Annotated in this window: 15 protein-coding genes; 8 read left to right on the forward strand and 7 right to left on the reverse strand. The window is 67.2% G+C overall.

Translation table 11 applies throughout. The features are described from left to right. Window positions 1-39: 39 nt before the first annotated feature. The 3 genes from WAS25_RS13995 (at window position 40) to moaA (ending at window position 3,082) form a co-directional block, all read left to right on the forward strand. Window positions 40-891: a MurR/RpiR family transcriptional regulator gene (locus WAS25_RS13995; protein WP_422313154.1), complete on the forward strand. Its 852-nt coding sequence runs from the start codon at window positions 40-42 to the stop codon at window positions 889-891. 90 nt (window positions 892-981) lie between these two features. Further along, on the forward strand, window positions 982-2,019 hold the full coding sequence (locus WAS25_RS14000) for a cyanophycinase (protein ID WP_422313156.1): 1,038 nt from the start codon (window positions 982-984) through the stop codon (window positions 2,017-2,019). A 58-nt stretch (window positions 2,020-2,077) separates the two neighbouring features. Then, window positions 2,078-3,082, forward strand: a complete 1,005-nt coding sequence (gene moaA / locus WAS25_RS14005; protein ID WP_422313158.1) for a GTP 3',8-cyclase MoaA — start codon at window positions 2,078-2,080, stop codon at window positions 3,080-3,082. A gap of 23 nt (window positions 3,083-3,105) precedes the next feature. On the opposite strand, the gene WAS25_RS14010 is transcribed toward moaA, so the two are convergent. From WAS25_RS14010 to WAS25_RS14020, 3 genes are all read right to left on the reverse strand, one after another. Further along, window positions 3,106-4,428 carry a 3-deoxy-7-phosphoheptulonate synthase class II gene (locus tag WAS25_RS14010; protein WP_422313160.1) on the reverse strand — a complete coding sequence of 441 codons (1,323 nt, stop codon included), beginning with the start codon at window positions 4,426-4,428 and terminating at the stop codon, window positions 3,106-3,108. Further along, the gene (pheA, locus tag WAS25_RS14015) at window positions 4,425-5,531 is read right to left on the reverse strand and encodes a prephenate dehydratase (protein WP_422313162.1); all 1,107 of its coding nucleotides are present in this window, start codon (window positions 5,529-5,531) and stop codon (window positions 4,425-4,427) included. Before pheA ends, WAS25_RS14010 begins: the two co-directional genes overlap by 4 nt. Before the next feature lie 158 nt (window positions 5,532-5,689). Then, window positions 5,690-6,136, reverse strand: coding sequence for a hypothetical protein (locus tag WAS25_RS14020; protein ID WP_422313164.1), 447 nt, complete (start codon window positions 6,134-6,136; stop codon window positions 5,690-5,692). Window positions 6,137-6,247: 111 nt separating this feature from the next. Here WAS25_RS14020 and WAS25_RS14025 point away from each other — a divergent pair, with 111 nt between their 5' ends. The 5 genes from WAS25_RS14025 (at window position 6,248) to WAS25_RS14045 (ending at window position 17,129) form a co-directional block, all read left to right on the forward strand. Continuing rightward, window positions 6,248-8,857 (forward strand): CHASE domain-containing protein, encoded by a 2,610-nt coding sequence (locus WAS25_RS14025; RefSeq protein ID WP_422313166.1) that lies wholly within the window; start codon window positions 6,248-6,250, stop codon window positions 8,855-8,857. 142 nt (window positions 8,858-8,999) lie between these two features. Next, entirely contained in the window at window positions 9,000-11,774 is a 2,775-nt protein-coding gene (gltA, locus tag WAS25_RS14030) for an NADPH-dependent glutamate synthase (protein WP_422313168.1), read from the forward strand. Window positions 11,775-11,891: 117 nt separating this feature from the next. Continuing rightward, window positions 11,892-15,452 (forward strand): pyruvate:ferredoxin (flavodoxin) oxidoreductase, encoded by a 3,561-nt coding sequence (gene nifJ, locus WAS25_RS14035; RefSeq protein WP_422313170.1) that lies wholly within the window; start codon window positions 11,892-11,894, stop codon window positions 15,450-15,452. 10 nt (window positions 15,453-15,462) lie between these two features. Next, window positions 15,463-16,455, forward strand: a complete 993-nt coding sequence (locus tag WAS25_RS14040) for a dihydroorotate dehydrogenase-like protein (RefSeq protein WP_422313172.1) — start codon at window positions 15,463-15,465, stop codon at window positions 16,453-16,455. 140 nt (window positions 16,456-16,595) lie between these two features. Then, window positions 16,596-17,129, forward strand: coding sequence for an RrF2 family transcriptional regulator (locus tag WAS25_RS14045; protein WP_422313174.1), 534 nt, complete (start codon window positions 16,596-16,598; stop codon window positions 17,127-17,129). Window positions 17,130-17,198: 69 nt separating this feature from the next. Here the strand turns inward: WAS25_RS14045 and WAS25_RS14050 are convergent, their stop codons facing one another. The 4 genes from WAS25_RS14050 to WAS25_RS14065 form a co-directional block, all read right to left on the reverse strand. Further along, the gene (locus WAS25_RS14050; RefSeq protein ID WP_422313176.1) at window positions 17,199-17,693 is read right to left on the reverse strand and encodes an RrF2 family transcriptional regulator; all 495 of its coding nucleotides are present in this window, start codon (window positions 17,691-17,693) and stop codon (window positions 17,199-17,201) included. 179 nt (window positions 17,694-17,872) lie between these two features. Beyond that, window positions 17,873-20,143, reverse strand: coding sequence for a cytochrome c biogenesis protein CcsA (gene ccsA, locus WAS25_RS14055; protein ID WP_422313178.1), 2,271 nt, complete (start codon window positions 20,141-20,143; stop codon window positions 17,873-17,875). 39 nt (window positions 20,144-20,182) lie between these two features. Further along, window positions 20,183-20,629 (reverse strand): helix-hairpin-helix domain-containing protein, encoded by a 447-nt coding sequence (locus WAS25_RS14060; RefSeq protein WP_422313180.1) that lies wholly within the window; start codon window positions 20,627-20,629, stop codon window positions 20,183-20,185. 137 nt (window positions 20,630-20,766) lie between these two features. After that, window positions 20,767-23,365 (reverse strand): OmcA/MtrC family decaheme c-type cytochrome (locus WAS25_RS14065; RefSeq protein WP_422313182.1); only part of this gene is annotated, 2,599 nt, incomplete at its 5' end.

A 23,365-nucleotide genomic window follows, 5' to 3' on the forward strand; every position in this document is an offset into this window, starting at 1 on the left:
CCGGCTGGCATAGTCGGAACCGATTCCTTGGCTGACCACATGACCAAATCCCACGCATCTGAACCCTTCATGGAGCGCCTGGCCAAGCAGTTGAACGGCCTGACCGACGGACAGCGACTCATCGCGAACCGCCTGCTCGAAGAACCCGCCGCCGCCTTCAACAGTGCCGAGCGGCTGGCCAAGGAGGTGCAGGTCAGCGTTCCCACCGCCGTGCGGTTCGCCCAGACCCTCGGTTACGCCGGGTATGGCGAGATGCGCCAGGCGCTGGTGTCGGAAGCCCGTGAGAAGCGGGGCAAGCAGGCGCGCTTTCTGCAAACGCCCTCCAGCGCCATGCGGACCCTGGAGGAGGTGCTTCGGCGGGACGTCGCCAACATGGAATCGACCTTTCGCCAGGTGAACGGCCAGACCCTGGAGGATGTGGTGGGCGCCCTCTCCAAAGCGCGCCATCGGGTGATCCTGGGCCGCGGCATCTCCTGCCACATGGCCGGTGTTCTCGCCTATCTCCTGACCCAGGTGGGTCTCACCTCCGTGGCCGATCAGAGTGTCGACTTCGCCACCCAGACCTCCCAGCTGTCCGCCAAGGACCTCCTCATCGCCTTCAGCTTCCATCCCTATTCCCGGGAGACGCTGGATGCCGTCGCCTATGCCAGGGAACGGCATGTTCCCATCCTCGGCTTCACGGACCGCCTGGATGCACCTCTGTCCAGGCTGGGCAACTGGGTCTTCCCCCTCTCCGGGGAGAACCTGTTGTACTCCCACAGCCTGGCGAGTTTCATGCTGATGGCCAATGCTCTGGCGGTGCTTGCGGCATCGAAATCCGCCGCCAAGAACATCCACCGCTTCAAGGAGGCGGAACGCATCTCCCAGCCCCTGTACCACTCAGAAGAATGAAACCGTTCAGATCCGGAAGACCTCCCCGCCCAGTTCCTTCATGCCACATCAGGCCGGGTCCGAGGATGCGGCACCAGCTTGGAGGCATTCATGCCCATTGGCCATAAACCCAGGCAATGGGGCATCAGGCTCATGCTGGTTCTGCTGGCGGGGCCCGCCTCTGTTCACGCCACCGTGACCCGCTATCACTCCGGCAGCACCATTGACGCCAAGCCGGTTCTCCATGGGCCCGCCTACAACCTCGGCGGAGGCGGTCCGGATGTCCTGGAGGCCATCCAGTGGATGATCGACCAGGCCCGGGGACCTAAACCGGGCGCCAAGGTGGATGTCGTCGTGCTCCGCGCGTCCCAGGCTGATGGCTACAACAAGGGGATCCTCGCCCTGGATGGGGTCAACTCCGTGGAGACCCTGGTGATCACCAGTCGAGAGGACGCCAATGCCGCCGAGGTGGAAGCCACGGTCCGTCGGGCGGAGGTGGTGTTTTTCGCCGGGGGCAACCAGTGCCACTACGTGACGCATTTCAGAGGCACCAAAGTCGAAGAGGCCATCAAGTCCGTGGTCGCCAGAGGTGGGGCCGTGGGTGGCACCAGTGCGGGGTGCGCGATCATGGGCGGCCTGGTCTTCGACGCCTGTCAGCTCAAGCCCAGGAGCGATTTCAACTCTGCACAGGCCCTTGCTGATCCCTACAACCCCGAGATTTCCTTCACCTCTGGATTCTTCAGCTGGCCCCCCTTGCATCAGGTCATCACCGACACCCACTTCCTTCCCCGTGACCGGATGGGGCGGACCCTGGCCTTCCTGGCCCGGTTGAACCAGGACAGCCCCGCCACACAGCACCTGGGCGTCGCCGTCAATGAGCGGACGTCCCTGATTATCGACAAGACAGGACTGGGTCGAGTCCTGGGAGAGGGCCCCGTCTTCGTGGTGTTGGCCGATCACCCGCCCGAAGTTTGTCAGCCGGGCAGGCCCCTCACCTACCGGGACTTCAAGATCTGGAGAGTGGAGCCTGGGATGTCCTTCAACCTGGTCCACCGACCGGAAGCTGGTTACTACCTCCGGAGTGTCGTCAGGGGGGAGCTTGATGCAGATCCCTACCGTGGGAATGCTTCATCCTCCCCACGACCTTGAACCGCGGTCCCTGCCCTAAACCGCACCCTCCGCGGGCCCCCGGGACTATCCTATCTCCATGACGGTTCTGGATGCCCTGGCCCGACCCCTCGGGGCCCTTCGCCTCTCGGTCACCGACCGGTGCAACTTCCGCTGCACCTACTGCATGCCCAAGGACGTGTTCGGGCCCGACTATGCCTTCCTGCCCCGGGAGGCCCTGCTCAGCTTCGAGGAGATCACCCGGCTGGTGCGGATCTTCGCGAAGTTGGGCGTGACCAAGCTGCGCCTCACAGGGGGGGAACCCCTCCTGCGGCGGGAGTTGCCAGCCCTGGTGCGAATGCTGGCCGCGGTGCCGGGCATCGACGACCTCGCCCTCACGACCAACGGCGTCCTGCTACCGGAGCTGGCGCCCGCCCTGCGTTCCGCCGGCCTGAAGCGGCTCACGGTGAGCCTGGACACCCTGCGGCCAGACCGGTTCCAGGCCCTCAGCGACACCGACCTGCCGCTCTCCCGGGTGCTGGCGGGCCTCGAGGCGGCCAGGTCCGCCGGCTTCGGCCCCCTCAAGCTCAACTGCGTCCTGCAGCGCGACGTGAATGACGACGAGATCCTCGACCTGGCCGCCTTCGCCCGGGAGCAGGGCCATACGTTGCGCTTCATCGAGTTCATGGACGTGGGCACCACCAACGGCTGGCGCCTGGAGTCCGTGGTTCCCGCCGACGAGGTGCACCGCACCCTCCACGCCCGGTGGCCCCTGACACCCCTCCGCACCGCCCAGGGCGCCGTGGCCCGGGGGTGGCAGTATGCCGACGGGAAGGGCGAGGTGGGCCTCATCGCCTCGGTGACGGCCCCCTTCTGCCGCAGCTGCGACCGTGCCCGCCTCTCCGCCGATGGGCACCTCTACACCTGCCTCTTTGCCGAGGGGGGCCTGGACCTGAAGGGCTTCCTCCGGAGCGGCCATGGGGACGCCGACCTCGCCTCGCTGCTGGCCTTCCACTGGAAGCGCCGCGAGGACCGCTATTCCGAGCTGCGGCGCAGCGCGACTCCGGGCCTCCCCCGGGTCGAGATGTCCCGCATCGGCGGCTGACCCAAGGGCCGCGCTGGAATTCGTCAGGGCACCCGGATCATCTGCGCGATGAGGAAGGCCATCTCCAGGCTCTGGCTGCGGTTCAGGCGAGGGTCGCAGCCGCTGCGGTAGGCCCGCTCGAGGTCCGCCTCGTCCAGCCGCTCCATGCCGCCGGTGCACTCGGTGACGGGTTCGCCGGTGAGCTCGAAGTGCACCGCGCCCATGCGGGAGCCGTGGACCCGGTGCAGGGCCGCGACCTCCTGCAGCTCCTGGAGGATGTCCCCGAAGGCCCTGGTCTTGATGCCTCCCGCCACCGTGCGGCCGTTGCCATGCATGGGGTCGCAGCTCCAAAGGACGGGGTGGCCCTCGGCGCGGGCCGCCTCGATGAGGGCCGGCAGCACGGCCTCGGCCCGCCCCGCGCCAAAGCGGGTGATGAGGGTGAGGCGGCCGGGCTTCCGCTCCGGATCCAGCTTCGCCAGCACCTGTCGCAGCTGGTCCGGCGTCATGGCGGCGCCCACCTTCAGGCCGATGGGGTTGGCCAGGCCCCGGATGTACTCGAGGTGGGCGCCCTCGAGCTGCCGGGTGCGCTCCCCGATCCAGAGGAAGTGGGCTCCCAGGTTGTAGTGGCGCTCCTTCTCGGGGACGAAGCGGGTGAGGGCCGTCTCGAAGGGCAGGTGCAGCGCTTCATGGCTGGTGAACAGCTCGCCGGTGCGGAGGTGCTCCGGCAGCCCCCCCAGGCGCTGGACGAAATCCAGCGAGTTCCGCACCTGGTCCAGGGTCTCCAGGTAGTGGCCCGCGTCCTCCCGGCTCCAGGTCAGGTCCCAGTGCTCGGGATGCTGCAGGTCCGCGAAGCCCCCATCCACCAGGGCCCGCAGGTGGTTCAGGGTGGCGGCGGCCCGGTGGTAGGCCTCCAGCAGCCGGCCGGGATCCGCCTCCCGCTGGTCCGGGGCCAGGCCGTTGATGAGGTCGCCGCGGTAGACCGGGACCTCCTGGCCGTTGACCTGCTCGGTGAGACCGCTGCGGGGTTTGGCGTACTGGCCCGCGATGCGGCCCAGGTGGATGACACCGGTGCGGCCGCCGTGGGTGATGAGCACGGACATCTGCAGCAGCACGCGCAGCTTGTCCTGGATGATGGGGCCGCGGCAGTCCCGGAAGGCTTCGGCGCAGTCGCCCCCCTGTAAAAGGAAGCGCTTGCCCGCCACCGCCTCGGCCAGCTGCTGCTGGAGGGAGTCCACCTCCTCGGCCACGACCAGGGGCGGCAGCTCGCGGAGCTCCGCCAGCACGGTATCCACGGCGGCGGGATCGCGGTAGGCGGGCTGCTGGGCCGCGGGCAGACCCCGCCAGGAATCGGGGGTCCAGGGTTTCATCGTGCACCTTCCACGGGAGACTGCGGGTAGCTGCCCAGCACCTTCAGCGAGGCACAGGCGGTCTGCAGCTCCACCAGCGCCTCAGCCATGAGGGGCTCCTCGGCGTGGCCCTCCACATCAAGGAAGAAGGCGTATTCCCAGAGCTTCCGCCGGGTGGGCCGACTCTGGATGCGGCTCAGGTTCAGGCCGCGGCGGGCCAGCGGTTCCAGCAGGCGCAACAGGGCGCCGGGTCCATCCTGTGCCATGGCCAGCAGGGTGGTGCGGTCGCGGCCCGTGGGCTCGGCGGCCTTGGGTCCCAGCACCACGAAGCGGGTGGCGTTGGCGGCGAGGTCCTGGATCCGCGTCTCCGCCACGCGCAGGCCGAAGAGCTCCGCGGCCAGTTCCGAGGCCACGGCCGCGCCCTCGCCATCCTCCCGGGCCAGCCGGGCGGCTTCTGAGGTGGAGGGCGCCTCGATGCGGTCCGCCTGGGGCATGTGGGCCTCCAGCCAGCGACGGCACTGGCCCAGGGCCTGGGGATGGGAATAGACCCGACGGACGCTGCCGAGGTCCAAGCCCGGATGCACCAGCAGGGCCTGGTCCACGGGCAGCAGGATCTCCGCGCAGATGCGCAGGGGGCTGTCGAGGAAGGCATCGAGGGTGGAATCCACGGCTCCCTCGGTGGCGTTCTCAACGGGCACCACGCCGTAGTCGGCCCGGTCCCGCTCCACCGCCTGGAACACGGCCTGGATGGTGCCTTGGGGCAGGGCCTGGCTGGAGCCGCCGAACTGGTGCCGGGCTGCCAGGTGCGTGAAGGTTCCTTCAGGCCCCAGGAAGGCCACCCGCAGCGGCTTCTCGAGGCTCAGGCAGGCGCTCATGATCTCCTGAAAGATCGTGCGGACGGCCGCATCCGGGAAGGGCCCCACGTTCGCCGCCTCCAGGCGCGCGAGGATCTCCCGCTCGCGCTTGGGCGCGTGGAAGAGGGCCTCCGGGGCGGCCTCGGACTTCAGGCGCCCCACGTCCGCGGCGAGGCCCGCCCGCCGGTTGAGGAGGGAAAGCACCTGGTCGTCCACCGCATCGATGGCCTGGCGGAGGTCGGCGAGGGTCTGGGGGCTGGGCGGGGTCATGGGAGCTCCTGGAATGCAAAAACCCCCGAGCCGTGAGGTCTCGGGGGCGATGGCGGAAGCGGTTTCGGTCTAGACGCCGCTGGGCCTCGCACCCGAGGTGCGAAAGCTAAAGGCGAAAAAGCGGCGGGAGATCAGCATGGCGGTCCTGAGACCTTACTTCAGGCGCCGAGGTGGGTCAATGCTTCTGCCAGGCAGGCGGCCCACACCTCATCCGGAGTCTCCTCCAGGAAGAACTCCACGGCGTGACCGGCCGGGCGGGCTTCTGGATGCCGGGACCAGGCCTCGAAGAGGGCCTCGAGGGGGGCGGCGTCCAGGGGGTTGTGCCGGAACTTGTGGGCCTTGCGGATGCGATCCGGCTCGGGGCCACGGAGGCAGACGCCTTCCCGCTTGGTGGCCACGAAGGTGAAGGCCTGGACCCACTTCCCACCCATGAGCTGGTTGAAGTGGAGGAAGGCCCCGTGGTGGCTGCGGGAGTGGTCGAAGAGCCGCTGCTTCCCCTGCCACTTGGCGGCCCACTGGGTGAGGATGACCGCCAGGCGGGCCCGCTCGGAGGGGTGCCTCAGGCAGCTCTGGGCGTAGGGCAGGAATTCATCAAGCAGGTCCACGGTGGTCTCCGGCGTCCTCCACCCTACCGCAGGCGTGAAGGGCCGCCTGCTTCCGACCTGCCGCCACACCTTTCAAAGACCGCTAACATGAACCGACACCCGAGCCCCAAGATGCCCGTTTTCTCCGACCCATCCGATCCCGCAGCCAACGCCCAGCGTCCCTGGGTGCCGACACTGGCCGTGCTGCTGCTGAGCCTGGCCGTCACGATGGTGGCCTGGCTGAACGCCCGGCAGAACCAGCAGCTGCGGGACCAGGCCCGGCTGAACCGGTTCGTGGGCCGCACCGAGCAGAGCCTGCGGAACCGCCTGGGCCGCTACGAGGACATCGCCCGTGGTGCCCAGGGCTTCTTCGTGGGCGGGAGCTCGCCCCTGGCAGTCGAGCAGTGGCGGACCTACGTGGACAAGCTCGACCTGCCCGGCCGCCACCCGGGCCTGACGAGCCTCGCCTTCATCACGCCGGTCCCCTCCCCTGAGCTGGACGCCTTCCTGCAGCGCAGGCCCCAGCTCGCGGGGCGCTACCACCGGCCCATCTCGGATCCGATGCCGCTGCACGCGCCCAGCCAGCATGGGAACCACCTGATCATCGAGCTCTGCGAACCCGGCGAGCGCGCCGCGGCGGGGCTCGGCCTGGACGTGGGCACCAGCCCCACCCAGCGCGCGGCTGCGGAGCGTGCCCGCGATACCGGGCAACCCACCCTCTCGGGTCTCCTCCATTTCACCCGGCCGACCGGCCGGGAAGACGCCGTGGCGCTCTTCGTGCCCGTGTATGGGGGAACCCCCGGGGACCCGGCCGAACGCCGCCAGTTCCTCCGCGGTTGGATCTCCGCCGGCATCCTCCTCAAGCCCCTCATCGCGGACGTACTCCGGGGCGAGGACCAGGGCGTGGCCTTCGAGGTGGTGGACGCTTTCGCCGCCCAGGGTCCCCAGTGGCTCTGGGCCACCCCCGACTGGCCCAAGGGCGGGAATGCGGACGTCCTTCGCACTCTGGATATCGGCGGTCGCGGCTGGCAGGTCCGGTATGCGATCAAGTCCGACTTCTACAAGGTCGAGGGTCGTAACCAGCCTCTGATCCTCCTCCTCGGGGGACTGCTGGTGAGCGTCTGCCTGGCCGCCGTCGTGTGGTCCCTCGCGGGCACCCGCCGGCGGGCGCTGCAACTGGCCCACTCCATGAACGCCTCCCTCCGCGAGGCGCTGCACCGGAATCGCAGCCACCTGATCTACACGCCCCTGGCGGTCATCGAAACGGACGCCATGTTCAAGGTGAGCGAGTGGAACCCCGCTGCCGAGCGCATCTTCGGGTTCCCGAAGGAGACTGCGCTGGGCCAGGACCCCCGGGTCCTGATCATCACGCCCGAGGGCCAGGACGACGTGCCTGCGCGCCGCGAGGCCCTGCTCGCCAGCGAGACCGGCACCCGCGTCACCATGGAGAACCTCACCCGCACCGGCCAGCGGATCCTCTGCGACTGGTACAACACCGCCCTCCGGGACGAGCGGGGGCGCTTCATCGGAGCCATTTTCCTCGCTGACGATGTAACTGAGCGGCGCCGGGCCGAGAGCGCCCTGCGCCAGGCCCAGAAGCTGGAGAGCCTGGGCGTCCTGGCCGGCGGCATCGCCCACGACTTCAACAACCTGCTCACGGCCATCCTCGGCAATGCCGAGGTGGCGCTGGACCGCATTCCGGACGACCCCGCCCTGCGCAGCGCCCTCCAGCGCATCGAGGCCACCACCCAGCGCGGCTCGGACCTCGCCCGGCAGCTTCTGGCCTACGCCGGCAAGGCCCACTTCGCCGTCCGGCCCCTGGACCTGAACGCCATCATCCTCGAGATGGGCGACCTGCTCTCCGTGTCCATCTCCAAGAAGGTCTCGGTCACCACCGACCTGGAACCGGGCCTGCCACCCGTGGACGCCGACAGTGCCCAGTTCCAGCAGGTGGTCATGAACCTGGTGATCAACGCCTCCGAGGCCATCGGGGACCAGCCCGGCCGGGTCATCGTCCGCACGCGGAGCGTGGCCTACAGCCGCGGCGAGCTTTCCTCCACCTTCCCTGGTCAGGTCCTGGAGCCCGGCCCCTATGTGCGCCTGGAGGTGGAGGACGATGGCTGCGGCATGGACGCCGAGACCATTGGCCGCATCTTCGATCCCTTCTTCACCACGAAATTCACCGGACGGGGCCTGGGCCTCTCGGCCATGCTGGGCATCGTGCGCGGCCACCGGGCGGGAATCCGGGTGGAAAGCACCCCGGGCAAGGGGACCCTCTTCATCCTGCTGTTCCCGGCCTCCGAATCCACCGTTGCCCAGCTCATCCCCGAGGCCGAGCCGCTTGCGCCGATGTCAGGCACGGTTCTGGTCGTGGACGACGAAAGCATCATCCGTGACCTCGCCCGGAGCGCCCTGGAGACCGCCGGCTTCGGCGTGCTGGAGGCTCGGGATGGCCTGGAGGCCGTGGAGCGCTTCGAGCAGGAGCGTGGGGCCATCGACCTGGTCCTGCTCGACATGACCATGCCCCGGATGGGCGGGGCCGAGGCCTTCCGACGCATCCGGGGCCTGGAGCCCGGCGTCAAGGTGCTCCTGACCAGCGGCTACACGCAGAAGGAGTCCCTGGAGTCCCTGGCGGATCTTCCCCCGGACGGGTTCCTGCAGAAACCATTCAGGGTTCGTGAGCTGGTCGGCAAGGTGCGGGAAATCCTTCGCGAACCGAGGGGCAAATCCAAAAACAAATGAGCAAACAGGCATAATAAAAATGAGGGCTAAGTCCTTGCGATAACAGCCTCCTGTGCCATGGATCACAAGTGTCCCACATTAGCTTTTTAGACACAGAATTCGGGGCCTGGACATCTCATGCTGAACGGATCTGGAGGCATCCATGTCCGAGTCCGCTCCTCTGCTGATCAGTGCCGGCAACCTGCCCGCCCCCAACTGGCATGCCACCCACGAGGAGGCCCAGATCCGGTTGACCCGCATGGCCGAGGCCCTGGGGGCCGGGGACTGGAAGGAAGTGGACAAGGGCGCCAAGTGGATCTACGAAGTGCTGCGTCCCCACAACGAGGCCGAAGAGCGGGAGCTCTTCCCGCTGCTGGAGGAGCTGGGCGCCGAGGCCCTGCACCTGCGCCTCCACGAGGACCACCGCCAGATGTGGGACCTGACCCTCCAGCTGCTGGCCGAGATCAGCGACGGCGCCGTCCGCGCCCCGCGCTCTCTGACGCTGCTTGGTCAGCGCCTGGTGGACCTCATCCGCGACCACATCGAGGCGGAAGAGTTCCTGATGCTGCCCCTGCTCAAGGGCAAGTCCCTCTACTGCTCCGACGACGAGACCCAGGACGGCTACCTCATCCTCGAGAAGAAGCTCGTGGCTCCCGAGACCTGGTCCTTCATCGTGCAGGCCCCCCAGGTGGCCCGGGGCCGCAAGCCCGGCCAGTTCTTCATGGTGGCCCCCTTCCCCGAGAGCGAGCGCATCCCCCTCACCCTCGCCGGCGGCGATGCGCGCAAGGGCTACATCCACTTCATCATGCAGGAGGTGGGCTCCACCACCCAGGCCATGGGCAAGCTGAGCGCCGGCGACCGGCTCTACGCCGTGGCCGGCCCCATGGGCGCCCCGACGGAGCTGGTCGAAGAGGGCACCATCGTGCTGATGGCGGGCGGCTACGGTTCCGCCGCCATCCTTCCGGCCGCCGAGGAGCTCCACGCCAAGGGCCGCCGCGTCATCACCATCCTGGGCGGACGCAGCAAGGAGCGGGTGCTCTTGGCCGACGAGCTGGGCGCGGCCTCGGCTGAACTGATCGTCACCACCGATGACGGGAGCCTGGGCCGCAAGGGCCTGGTGACCGATGCGCTCAAGGATGTCATCGCCCGTGAGCCGGTGGCCGAAGTCGTGGCCGTGGGCCCCCTGCCCATGATGCGCGCCGTCGCCGACCTCACGAAGCCCCACGGCATCTTCACCCTGGTGAGCCTCAACGCCATCATGGTCGACGGCACCGGGATGTGCGGCGGCTGCCGCGTCAGCGTGGGCGGCGAGACCAAGTTCGCCTGCTTCGACGGCCCCGACTTCGACGGCCACAAGGTGGACTTCGCCATGCTGCGCAACCGCCAGGACTGGTACAAGTCGGAAGAGCAGTGCGACCCGAGCGACTGCAAGATCGGCCGCGTGGCCGCCTCAGGCCCCGTGGACTACTCCAAGTACCTGAACGAGGCGGTCACCGACCTGGCCGACTGGCAGACCCTGGACCTGGGCACCATCAAGCCCAGCCAGAAGATGAAGATCCCCCGCCAGGAGATGGCCTGCCAGCCCCCTGAGCTGCGCGTCTGCAACTTTGACGAAGTGAGCCTGGGCCTGTCGCCCGAGCAGGCCAAGCTGGAAGCGGCCCGCTGCATCATGTGCAAGCACCCCGCCTGCATCGACGGATGCCCGGTCAGCATCAACATCCCCGCCTTCCTGCAGCAGATCGTCAATGGCGATCCCCAGGCTGCGGCCCGCGTCATCAAGGAGAGTTCCAGCCTGGGCTCCGTCTGCGGACGGGTCTGCCCCCAGGAGAAGCAGTGCGAGATCAAGTGCGTGGTCGGGATCAAGGGTGATCCCGTCTCCATCGGCCGCCTGGAGCGCTTCGCGGCCGATTCGATGCTGGGCTCCACCGAACTGCCCCCCGTGGAGGCGCCAACCGGCAAGAAGGTGGCCGTCATCGGCGCGGGCCCCGCCGGCCTCACCGTGGCGGGCGAGCTCGTCAAGAAGGGCCACCAGGTCACGGTCTACGATGCCTTCCACAAGCCGGGTGGGGTGATGCTCTATGGCATCCCCGAGTTCCGCCTGCCCAACGCCATCGTCGATCAGGAAGTGGAGAACCTGCGTCGCCTCGGTGTGAAGTTCGTCATGAACACCCTGGTGGGCCGCAGCATGACGCTGGAGGATCTCCGCAAGGAGAACGACGCCCTGTTCATGGGCACCGGCGCTGGCCTGCCCAAGATGATGGGCATCCCGGGCGAGGAGTACAAGGGCGTCTACACCGCCAATGAGTTCCTCACCCGCATCAACCTCATGCGCGCCGACCTCTTCCCCCAGTACGGCACGCCCGTGACCGTCGGGAAGAACGTCATCATCGTCGGCGCCGGCAACACCGCCATGGACGCCGCCCGCGCCGCCCGCCGCATGGGCGCCGAGCACGTCACCATCGTCTACCGCCGCACCATCAAGGAATCCACCGCCCGGAAGGAGGAGCTGGAGCACGCCCACGAGGAGGGCGTCGAGTTCAAGTTCCTCACCACCCCCGTTCAGCTCCACGGCAATGACAAGGGCTGGATGACCCACGCCGAGTGCGCCGTCATGGAGCTGGGCGAGCCCGGCCCCGATGGCCGCCGCAGCCCCAAGATGACCGACGAGCGCATCATGATCCCCTGCGAGACCCTGGTGGTCGCCCTGGGCTTCGACGTGAACCCCCTCCTGGCCATGACCGACAAGGGCCTGAAGACCCTCAAGGGTGGGGTTGTGGTGGTCGACAACGAGACCGGCGAGACCTCCATTCCCGGCGTCTTCGCGGGCGGCGACGTCATCACCGGCGGCGCCACCGTGATCCTGGCCATGGGACAGGGCCGCCGGGCCGCGGCGGCCATCCACCACCGCCTCATGGGGGAGCCCCAGGCGGCGGTCTGACCACTGGACCAATTGTGATCAAATCGACCGTTTCATCAGGTATGATATGGCAGGCACGAATCCTGTCCTGATCCCCATCGCCGGAACCCCGCTAAGGGCCCCCGGAAGGAGCGCACCATGAGCACCCGCATCGTGAAGACCCTGGATGGGAACGAGGCCACCGCCTCGGTCGCCCACCGCCTCAGCGAGGTCATCGCCATCTACCCCATCACGCCCTCCTCCAACATGGGCGAGTGGGCCGATGAGTGGAGCTCCCAGGGCAAGACCAACGTCTGGAAGACCATCCCCTCCGTGGTGGAAATGCAGTCCGAGGGCGGCGCCGCCGGCGCGGTCCACGGCGCGCTCCAGGCCGGTAGCCTCACGACGACCTTCACGGCGTCCCAGGGCCTGCTCCTGATGATCCCGAACATGTACAAGATCGCCGGCGAGCTGACGCCCTTCTGCATGCACGTGTCCGCCCGCACCCTGGCGACCCACGCCCTGAGCATCTTCGGCGACCACTCCGACGTGATGTCCTGCCGCATGACCGGCTTCGCGATGCTCTCCTCCGAGAGCGTCCAGCAGGCCCATGACTTCGCCGCCATCTGCCACGCCGCCACCCTCCGCAGCCGGGTGCCCATCCTGCACTTCTTCGATGGCTTCCGCACCAGCCACGAAGTCGCCAAGATCGAGATCCTCAACGACGAGGACCTGCGCCACATGGTGCCGGACGAGTTGGTGGCCAAGTTCCGCAAGATGGCCCTGACGCCCGATGCTCCCGTCATCCGCGGCACCGCCCAGAACCCTGACTCGTTCTTCCAGGCCCGGGAAGCCTGCACCCCCTTCTACGAGGCCTTCCCCGCCATCGCCCAGCAGGAGATGGACCGCTTCGCCGCCCTGACGGGCCGCCAATACCGGCTCTATGAATACTTCGGCCACCCCGAGGCCGAGCGCGTGGTCATCATCATGGGCTCGGGCTGCGACACCACTCACGAGTACGTGGAGTGGGCCATGAAGCAGGGCGAGAAGGTCGGCGTCCTGAAGGTACGCCTCTTCAGGCCCTTCGCCATCTCCGAGTTCGTCCGCGCCCTGCCCGCCTCGGTGAAGAAGATCGCCGTCCTCGACCGCTGCAAGGAGCCCGGCTGCCCTGCCGATCCCATGCACATGGACGTGATCGCGGCCCTGCGCGAAGGCCGCGAAGAAGGCCACACCACGCTCGATCCCCTCGTGGTGGGCGGCCGCTATGGCCTCTCCTCCAAGGAATTCACCCCGGCCATGGTCCAGGGCGTCTTCGCGAACCTGACCAAGGACAAGCCCAAGAACCACTTCACCGTCGGCATCGTGGACGACATCAGCCACAGCTCGCTGACCTATGACGCCGACTTTGACATCGAGGCCGCCGACGTGACCCGCGCCCTCTTCTACGGGCTGGGCGCCGACGGCACGGTGGGTGCCAACAAGAACTCCATCAAGATCATCGCCGAGGAGACGCCCAACTACGGCCAGGGCTACTTCGTATACGACTCCAAGAAGTCCGGCGCCATCACCATCAGCCACCTGCGTTTCGGCCCCCGCCCCATCAAGAGCCCCTACCTGGTGACCAAGGCGAACTTCATCGCCTGCCACCAGACCAGCTTCCTCGACAAGTACGAGATGCTCGAAGCCGCCGTGCCGGGCGCCACCTTCCTCATCAACACGCCCCACAACGCCGAGAGCGTGTGGGAGACGCTGCCCAAGGAAGTCCAGGAGGCCATCGTCGAGAAGCACCTCCGGTTCTACGTCATCGATGCCTATGAAGTCGCCAAGAACACTGGCATGGGCGTCCGCATCAACACGATCATGCAGACCTGCTTCTTCGCCATCTCCGGCGTGCTGCCCAAGGACGAGGCCATCGCCCAGATCAAGAAAGCCATCAAGAAGACCTACGGCAAGAAGGGCGACGCCGTCGTCCAGCAGAACTTCAAGGCCGTGGACGAGACCCTGGCCAACCTCTACGAAGTGAAGGTCCCCGCGACCGCCACCTCCACCCGCGTGCGCCCCCCCATGGTGGCCGCCGGCGCCCCGGACTTCGTCCAGCGCGTCACCGCCGTGATGATGGAGGGCAAGGGCGACCTGCTCCCGGTCAGCGCCTTCCCCATCGACGGCACCTGGCCCGTGGGCACTACCAAGTGGGAGAAGCGCAACATCGCCCTCGAGATCCCCGAGTGGGATGCCGGCATCTGCATCCAGTGCAACAAGTGCGTCCTGGCCTGCCCCCACGCCGCCATCCGCGCCAAGGTTTATGATCCTGCGGAGCTGGCCGGCGCCCCCGCCACCTACAAATCCATCGACTACAAGGGTCCCGAGTACAAGGGCCAGAAGTACACCATCCAGGTGGCGCCCGAGGACTGCACCGGCTGCACTCTGTGCGTGGAGGTCTGCCCCGCCAAGGACAAGAGCAACCCCAAGCACAAGGCCATCGACATGGTCGCCCAGGCTCCGCTGCGCGAGGCCGAAGTGGCCAACTTCGACTTCTTCCTCAACCTGCCTGAAGTCGATCGCACCACGGTGAAGATGGACGTGAAGGGCACCCAGTTCCTGGAACCCCTCTTCGAATACAGCGGCGCCTGCTCCGGCTGCGGCGAGACGCCCTACGTCAAGCTGCTCACCCAGCTCTTCGGCGACCGCGCCCTCATCGCCAACGCCACGGGCTGCTCCAGCATCTACGGCGGCAACCTGCCGACGACGCCCTACACCACCAACAAGGACGGCCGTGGTCCCGCCTGGGCCAACAGCCTCTTCGAGGACAACGCGGAATTCGGCCTGGGCCTGCGCCTCTCCGTGGACAAGCACCAGGAATTCGGCCTCGAGCTGATGCATCGCCTGGGCTCGAAGCTCGGCGATGAACTCATCGCCGGCATCGCCACCGCCGACCAGACCACCGAAGCCGGCATCAAGGCGCAGCGCGAGCGCGTCGAGATCCTCAAGCAGAAGTTGGCCGGGATTGCCGAGCCCGAAGCCAGGATGCTCCACGATCTGGCCGACTACCTGGTCGACAAGAGCGTCTGGATCGTGGGCGGTGATGGCTGGGCCTACGACATCGGCTACGGCGGCCTTGACCATGTCCTCGCCTCCGGCCGCAACGTGAACGTGCTGGTGCTCGACACCGAGGTCTACTCCAACACGGGCGGCCAGGCCTCCAAGGCCACGCCCATGGGCGCCGGCGCCAAGTTCGCCATGGCCGGCAAGAGCATGCCCAAGAAGGACCTCGGCATGATCGCCATGTCCTACGGCGGCATCTACGTGGCCAAGATCGCCTTCGGCTTCCGCGATGCCCAGACCGTGAAGGCCTTCCAGGAAGCCGAGTCCTACAACGGCCCCAGCCTCATCCTGGCCTACAGCCACTGCATCGCCCACGGCTACGACCTGGCCCACGGCTGCGACCAGCAGAAGCTCGCCGTGGACTCCGGCCACTGGCCGCTGTTCCGCTTCGACCCCCGCCGCCTGGACAAGGGTGAGGCGCCGCTCCAGATGGACTCCGGTGCCCCCAAGGTGCCCATGCTCCAGTACGTCCGCAACGAGACCCGCTACCGCATGATCGAGCAGCAGAACCCTGAGCACTTCAAGAAGCTCATGGATCAGGCCCAGCTCGATACCACCAACCGCTACTCCGTCTACGAACAGCTCGCCAAGCTGTCCGTCACGGCCAAGCACAGCTGAGGGTGACGACATGAACCTCTCGACCACCTACCTCGGCCTCAAGCTGGCCCATCCCCTCATGGCGGGCGCCTCCCCCATGGTTGACGACATGGGCATGGTCAAGCGCCTGGAAGACGCCGGCGCCTCGGCCATCGTGATGCACTCCCTCTTCGAGGAGCAGATCACCCGCGAAGAGCAGGGCACCATCATGGACATGCAGCTCAGCGCGAACGCCAGCGCCGAGGCGCTGTCCTACTTCCCCCAGCCCGACGACTTCCGCCTGGGCCCCGAGAAGTACCTGGAACAGATTCGCCGCATCAAGGACGCCGTGTCCGTGCCCGTCATCGCCTCGCTGAACGGCACCACCCCCGCGGGCTGGTTGCACTACGGCAAGCTGATGCAGGACGCCGGGGCCGACGCGCTGGAGCTCAACGTCTACTACATCCCCACGGACTCTCAGGAATCCGCCTCTGATGTGGAGAAGCGCACGCTGGACATCGTGCGGGCCGTGAAGGCCGAAGTGAAGATCCCAGTCTCCGTCAAGCTCTCGCCCTTCTTCTCCGCCCTGGCGCACTTCGCTGTGGAGCTGGAAGGCGCGGGCGCTGATGGCCTGGTGCTCTTCAACCGCTTCTTCCAGCCCGACATCAACGTTGAGGAGCTGGTGGCCGAGCCCAGCCTCCAGCTGTCCGGCCCCGCCGACCTGCTGCTCCGGCTTCGCTGGCTGGCGGTACTCCACGGCCACGTGAAGGGCAGCCTCGCAGTCACCGGCGGTGTGCATGACGGCATTGGCGCCCTCAAGGCGGTCATGGCCGGCGCCGATGCGGTGCAGATGGTCTCGGCCCTGCTGATCCATGGGCCCGATCGCCTGGCCCAGAGCCGGGCCACCCTCGCCGAGTGGCTCGAGGAGCACGAGTACGAGTCCCTGGCCCAGGCCCGGGGCAGCATGAGCCTGGTCAAGTCCCCGAATCCCCAGGCCTTCACCCGCGCGAACTACATGCGGATCCTGAACGGATGGAAGCCCTGAGCGAACGCTTTTCCTGACAAAACCCCCGGGCCTCCGGGGGTTTTGCGTATTGTGCGCGGAATCACAGTCTTTGGATGTGATTGACCTGAAGATCGTCTATTATCTGTAGCATCCATCCACTCCTTTCTGCGCAGGTGACCATGCTTCCTCTGTCCCAGTCCTCCGGTTACGCGGTCCTGGCCATGAGCTGCCTTGAAGATCCAGGTGGCAAGCCCACCCTCGTCGTCGACGTCGCGGCGCGCACGGGCTTCCCCCGCCCCTACCTCTCCAAGATGATCCACAAGCTCGCGAAGGTCGGGCTGGTCATGGCCAAGCGCGGCAACAAGGGCGGCGTGGTGCTCTCTCTGGCCGCCAAGGAGATTACGCTGGACCTCATCGCCGAGGCCGTGGACGGCTCCGAGTGGCGCAACCAGTGCCTCCTCGGCTTCAAGGACTGCACCGACGAGCGCGCCTGCCCTTCCCACACCTTCTGGAAGGCCGAGCGGGACCACATCCACCGCTGCCTCAAGGACATCACCCTCGAGGAGATCCGCACCTTCGAGCAGCAGAGCCGCGGCTGGCGCCTGGCCGATGCCTTGCCTGAGCGGAAGGCGAAGCCCCGGGCCAAGAAGGCCGCCAAGCCCGCCGCGAAGAAGCCGGCCGCCCCCAAGAAGGCCCCCGCTAAGAAGGCCTGATCCAGGCCCCTTCCCGTGCACGCAAGAGGCCGCCACCAGGCGGCCTCTTGCGTTGACATGCCCGTAGGGTCAGTGGGCGACGGCGTGCTCGCACTCGCAGGCCGCCTTGTGCGGCTCGTTCACGAGGCCGTGGGTGGCCCTGAAGTGCTCCACGCCGGGGTCGTGGTTCTGCGCAAGGTCCGCCAGCGTCACCGAGCGCAACCTCGCCATGATCTGGTCCAGCGTGGTGTGCCAGAACTCGTGGAGGACGCAGGGGGCGTGATCCGAGCAGCCCAGCAGGCCCATGAGGCAGCGGTTCCGCCAGGCCGAACCGTCGATTGCATCGGACAGGTCTTCCAGCGTGATCTCGGTGGAGGGCCGGGCCAGCACCACGCCGCCGTGGTGACCCCGGCGAGCAATGACCAGCCCCTTCTTGGCCAGCTTGTGGATCAGCTTCGAGAGATAGGACCGTGGGATGCCGGTGTACTCCGCCACTTCCTCGACCAGCACCGGATGCCCGCCGGGTTCCTGGAGGCAGCGCAGTGCCCGCACCGCATAGCCCGTGGTCTGGGACAGTGGGAGCATCGGAACCTCCATGAAAGAGCTTGCCAGAACAGGCCTTGTTAATGAAGATGCTCCGGTAATCTAACGAGTCAACCCCATTGTGATCTGCGTCACCTTCACCTGATTCGCGCATCATCCATGAAAATTCAGAGCCCCGCGCCGGGGCTCTGAATCTACGGACTGCCCGCCTGAAGGGTGCCCTACGTGGACGTCACCGGCACCTTGACCGCGGCCCGCCTCCGGACGACCCAGGCCGCATAGCCCAGGAAGGCGACCTCGGCCATCGCGACGGCCACCATCCACATCACCACGGGCGAATCCCCCATGCCGTAGGAATGCATGCCGGTGACCAGGACGAAGTTCACTCCCAGGTAGGTCATCAAAATGGTCTGGAAGGCCAGGATGCTGACGACCGCCACCCCGAACCGGCCGATCATCCGGTCAAGCTTGGCGTGCAGAATGGCCATGTAGGCCAGGAAGGCCACCAGTGACCAGACTTCCTTCGGATCCCAGCCCCAGTAGCGCCCCCAGGAGGACGCAGCCCACATGGCCCCCGTGATGATGCCGGCCACGAGGAAAATCGAGCCCACGAACATGTACCAGTAAAGGAGCTCATACATCCGGTCGGCCAGGTCGACCCGATCCGGGGCGAAAGCCGAGACGCCGACCTGCATATGGGCCACGACGAGGCCCAGCGCGAGGACGGCATAGCCCACCATGATGATCGGCACGTGGATGGCGAGCCAGGGAGTGCCCGCCAGCACCGGCGCGATGGGATGGATCAGGCGGTCGATCGGCAGCAGGTCTGCCAGGGCCAGCGTCAGCGCAGCCATCACCGCCGCGTTCAGGACCACGAGGCGGTTCCGGGCCACCCCGTTGGCGATCACCGCGAACAGACCCACCCCCCACGCCAGGAAGAGCATGGATTCGTACATGTTGGCGGCGGGAATACGGTCACCGACCTGCCAGCGCAGCAGGAGGCCCCAGGTCGTCATGCCGAAGCCGCCCGCCAGGCAGGCGAAGGCAATCCGGTCAAGCGCCCTGCTCTGCCGGATCCAGGCCGCGATCGCGGCGAGCAGCGAGGCCAGCAGGATGAGCCAGGAGAGCCGGAAGGGGTTGAGGCGGTTGTAGAAGACCTCCCGCTCGATCTTCTCCGCAGCGGGCCATCCCTGCAGGCGGGGTCCCGCCATGAGCTGGCCGAGCGCAGGCAGCGAGGGCTCCGCCAGGGCTTCCCAGCGGGCCTTCGGATCGAGGGGCTGGGGGAGCGGCCGCACGGCCTGCCAGATGAGTACGTCCTTCAGGACCAGGATGCGTTCTTTCAGCTTGCCGACATCCTGGAGCAGCCCTGGGGGCCGCTTGCCCCCAGCCTGGGCCCGGTCGGAGGCGAGGATCAGCTCACCCAGCGCCTGGTTCTGGAGGAGAAAGACGAAGGACGCGTGGGTCGTTCCGGAAGGCAGGCCCAGTTTGTCCGCCAGTTCCTTCGACCCGATGAGGATGTTGCCCTCGCGGGCGCCCGCCTTCGGATCGGCCAGCCATCCCTCCAGGATCGCCACGGCCTCCCGGCCCTGCCAGGCATGAGAGCCGGTGACGGTCCAGACCCGATCGCGGGCCAGGGTATCGAGGGGCATCGTGCGGCCATCGTGTTGCACCGGGAGGCGCCGCAACGACTCCAGGTCCGTGGCGGCCATCGCGTTACTTCCCCCCAGGAGGGCCAGGGCCAGCAGGAGCGCCCGTCCGGCCTGGCCGGGCAGGTCAGCCTTGGCTTCGAGGCTCTGGGCGAGCCGGGTGCCGAGCACGATGAGCAGGCCGGCCACCAGCGTGATGAAGCCGATGAACACGATCGGCTGACCGGGATCCTTCGACACGGACAGAACCGTGGCCTCGCGCCCCAGACGCTGCTCGTAGCTGGACTGGAACAGGGCATAGCCCCGGTGCTTCAGCTCGTGGTTCATCCAGATCCGCGCCGGGAAGGCGCGCCCGGTGTCCTGGTCCGTGACCAACACCTGGCTGGAAAAGCCCGAGGGCCGGTTGGTGCCTGGATAGGTGTCCAGCACGAAATCCTCGAGCTTCACCGAGAAGGGAAGCTGATGCCGGCTGATCACCTTGCCCTCTGGATCGTGGGCCTCGATGATCGAGGCGCTGTCTCCCTCCCACATGGCGAGGCTGCCTTCCACCTTGAACAGGTAGGTGAGCGTGGACCCGGCCAGGATGAGCAGCAGGGAGGCATGGACCACCACAAAGCCGGTGCGCTTCTTCGCCCAGGGGAACAGGTCCGCCAGCGACATCGCAAGGTTGAGGGCGAACAGGGCCTGCAGGCCCAGGAACCACCAAGCGTAGTACACCAGTCGCCCGGCGGTGTCCGCGTTGGACCGGGTCTCGACGATGGTGCCGAGGGCCAGTCCCACCAGCATCAGGACGAGCAGGATGACGGCCAACCTCAGTGAGGCGAGGAACACGAAGAGCTTTTTCATGGGACCAACCAGGACGGGCTACAGGCTGCAGGGGAAGAGCTATTTGACGGGTTTGACCGGAGCCACCGGTGCGGCCTTGGCTGGGGTAGGTTTCCCCTGGTTGGCCACGATGCGCCCCTTGATGGTCTCGTAGGTGGCTTGCGACACGATGTTGTTGGTCACCAGGCGTGCCTTGGTCAGGTAGGGCCGTCCGGCCACGATCTTTGCCGCCAGCCCCACGTCGATCCCGAGCATGAAGGAGAGTTCCTCCTTGGTGGCGCTGTTGATGTCCACGGGCTTGAGCTTGCCTTTGGTCTGGGGCGGGTTCGCCGCCGACTTGCCCTTGGCCTTGGGTGCCGAGGTGACCTTGGCGGCAGGGGTGGCTGGGGCCGCCTGGGGGGCCTTGGGCTGCTTGGCTGGGGGCGCGTCCTGGGCGGACAGAGTGGGCCAGCCGCCGATCGCGATCAGCAGAGCCGCGAGCAGGGGACCTTGGAATCGGTTGGTCATGAGGAGCCTCCAGGGAAACCGAGGGAGCAGTGGATTCCCCCAATGAGCAGGATACAAAAAAACAACCCGGACACGGTGAGGCATCCGGGTTGGCAGAGCGGTGGGAGGAGCGGGTCGCCCCGCTCCTCCCTAGGCTATTACTGGTGCACCTTGACGGGGTCGAAGTCCGAACCGTTGCCGTGGCAGACGGCGCAGGACTCGTTGGCGACCACCATCGCGCTGCGGGCCACCTTGATCTGGCCGCCGTTCAAGGTCATGTGGGCCTTGGCGGGGACGCTGTCATGGCAGCTGACGCAGGTGGCGGTGAACGGGGTGATCATGAGATCGCCAGGGTTCGAGGTCGCCAGGGCGGCCTTGGCCAGAGCGGTGGTCGTATTGCCGGCGACGTTGATAGCCGCTTCCCGGGTGGCCAGGATGGCGCCTGAGGTCGGCACGTTGTAGCCGTTGTAGGTGTGGCAGGCCTGGCAGTTGTTCAGGATGCCCGGGTAGCCGATGCGCGCGCCGTCGATGACATTGATGGCCGACGGGGTGCGATTGCGCGTGATGGCGATGGGGGTGGTCCTGTCCTTGCCGGCGTGGATGCCGTGGATCATGTCCTTCATGTTGTTGCTGGTCTGGGGGAAGGCCAGAGCCACGTTGACGCCACCGGCAGCAACCGGGTTGGTGCTGAAGTCGATCCCGGTCCACTTGGTGAGGCTCTCCTTGTCGTTGGCCGTGAAGAGGCCAGCGTTGTAGTAGTTGGAGAGCTCGGTGTCGCTGATGCCCTTGCCGCTAGTCACGAGGCCAGGCACGTGGCACTGGACGCAGATGTTGATGTCATAGACGCGGTTGCCGCCATGACCTTCGAACCACTCGTGGCAGCTCATGCACTTGGTGTTGTCGACGACGGCGCGGCGGGCGGTTTCACCCGTGATGGTCTTGGTGACGGAAATGGCATGCCGCGGTCCGGCATCGATGTCACTGGCGTTGACCACGCCATCCCGGTTGGAATCCCAGGTGCCGGCGTTCTGGGTGAAGTAGCCCTGGAGGCCCACGGTGCGCAGCTTCGCGCCGGTGGGGAAGATGCGGCCGCCGCCCACGATGGTGGCGGTGTAGTAGCCATTGGCGTCAGGGGCGGACAGGGTGCCGTCCGTGAGGGTCTTGGCGGTGTCGAGCAGCGCGGCGATGGAGACGCTGCGGGGCTGGTAGTTGGAAGACGAAGGCGCGCCGTCGGCGGCCAGCAGGTTGTTGAAGTCCGCGGGGGCGGCAATGCCGTCCTGCTGCATGGCCCAGGCGAGCTGGAAGCTGGGGGAACCAGTGAAGCCCAGCAGGGGATTTGCCATGGGGGTGGTGGCCGCTTCGAAGACCACGGGCGCCGGGGTGGAGCCATCGGTTTCCTTCATGATGCGGAACACGATGGTCACGTTGCCGCCCGAGGTGGTCTGGGTGGCGCTGCTGATCTGGTAGGTGAAGTTCGTGAGGCCCTTGGGAACCGCCGGGTTGTGGGTGGTCTTGTTCAGGGTCTGGTGGTAGGTCTTGACATCGGCGGGCAGGTGGCAGATCGCGCAGGCCGCGTCGTTCAGCTGGGCGGGCACTCCGGGGCCGTGGCCGGTGGCGAAGTCGACGCCGTCATGGCAGGCGCCGCAGGCGAGGCGGGAGGGCTTGGTGTTGAAGTTGTCGGCCTGGGGAACGCCGTCGTGGCACTTGATGCACATGCGCACGCCGCCTTCGATCATCGAGTAGCCGAGCTTCTCGAAGGCCACGCCAGCATAGCTGTAGCCGGTCTTGGTCAGGTTGGTGCCCATGTGGATGCGGTGGACCATGGAGGGCATGTCGCCGGAGGCGATGGTCTGGGTGCCCACGGAGTCGATGTTCAGCTTGCGGGTGTCCCCGGTGTAGGTGGTGGTGACGCCGGCAGAAGCAACGGCGTAGCCGTACTTGCGCTGGTCGGTGTGGCAGACCACGCAGTAGCGGGATTCCACGCGGCCGCCGCCATGGAAGGCGAGCTTGGAGTGGCACTCGTTGCAGTTGACGATCTTGACGACTTCGCGGGTATCGGTCCCGGCGGCCACGGGCAGGCCGGTGGCGGGGATGAAGTCGTAGATCAGGTTGACGGGGTTCTCCATGTTGACGGAGGCGGCCACGGTGACGCCATTGGCGGTGTTGCTGCCGGTGCCACGGGCGGCGCCGGAGAACTGGATGTCCAGGCGGTGGACGAGGTTCGGCTGGTAGGTCACGTCGCCCAGGTCAGCCTTGTTGTTGGCGCCCGTGTACGTGAGGCCATCCAGGAAGGCCTGCATGCCGGCGATGTCGCGGTAGAACGTGTAGACGTAGCTGCCGTCACCGTTGTCCACCAGGGTGCCGGTGTTGTCGGTGCTGGGGCGGGTGGCGCCTGCGGCGGCGGTGGTGGTGGGGACGCTGCTCACGATGTAGCTGACCCACTTGCTGGGGGCCTTGGTGACGGCATCCTCAGGCACCAGCTTCGCGAGGGCGAAGGCCAGGTTGGGATAGCTGAACAGGGTGGCGGTGGAGCTCTTGGCCTTGAAGTTGCCCAGGCCCTTGATGCCACTGCCGGCGGGATCCTTGATCGTGAAGGAGACCACGGGCTTGCCCGCGGTCACCACGACGTTGGTGACCGCCACGGTCGGCTTCAGCGCGGCCCACTGGTCGGTCGAGAGCAGGGCGGCATCCACCGTGGTGGTGCCGGCGGGGCCGGTGGGGCCGGTCGGGCCGGCAGGGCCGGCAGGGCCGGCAGGG

Origin of the sequence: Geothrix sp. (assembly GCF_049292215.1) — a bacterium.
Lineage (GTDB): Bacteria > Acidobacteriota > Holophagae > Holophagales > Holophagaceae > Geothrix.

Coding starts and splice junctions, on each gene's coding strand:
- WAS25_RS13995 (WP_422313154.1), top strand. CDS start 40: ATGACCAAATCCCACGCATCTGAACCCTTCATGGAGCGCCTGGCCAAG.
- WAS25_RS14000 (WP_422313156.1), top strand. CDS start 982: ATGCCCATTGGCCATAAACCCAGGCAATGGGGCATCAGGCTCATGCTG.
- moaA (WP_422313158.1), top strand. CDS start 2,078: ATGACGGTTCTGGATGCCCTGGCCCGACCCCTCGGGGCCCTTCGCCTC.
- WAS25_RS14010 (WP_422313160.1), bottom strand. CDS start 4,428: ATGAAACCCTGGACCCCCGATTCCTGGCGGGGTCTGCCCGCGGCCCAG.
- pheA (WP_422313162.1), bottom strand. CDS start 5,531: ATGACCCCGCCCAGCCCCCAGACCCTCGCCGACCTCCGCCAGGCCATC.
- WAS25_RS14025 (WP_422313166.1), top strand. CDS start 6,248: ATGCCCGTTTTCTCCGACCCATCCGATCCCGCAGCCAACGCCCAGCGT.
- gltA (WP_422313168.1), top strand. CDS start 9,000: ATGTCCGAGTCCGCTCCTCTGCTGATCAGTGCCGGCAACCTGCCCGCC.
- nifJ (WP_422313170.1), top strand. CDS start 11,892: ATGAGCACCCGCATCGTGAAGACCCTGGATGGGAACGAGGCCACCGCC.
- WAS25_RS14040 (WP_422313172.1), top strand. CDS start 15,463: ATGAACCTCTCGACCACCTACCTCGGCCTCAAGCTGGCCCATCCCCTC.
- WAS25_RS14045 (WP_422313174.1), top strand. CDS start 16,596: ATGCTTCCTCTGTCCCAGTCCTCCGGTTACGCGGTCCTGGCCATGAGC.
- WAS25_RS14050 (WP_422313176.1), bottom strand. CDS start 17,693: ATGCTCCCACTGTCCCAGACCACGGGCTATGCGGTGCGGGCACTGCGC.
- ccsA (WP_422313178.1), bottom strand. CDS start 20,143: ATGAAAAAGCTCTTCGTGTTCCTCGCCTCACTGAGGTTGGCCGTCATC.
- WAS25_RS14060 (WP_422313180.1), bottom strand. CDS start 20,629: ATGACCAACCGATTCCAAGGTCCCCTGCTCGCGGCTCTGCTGATCGCG.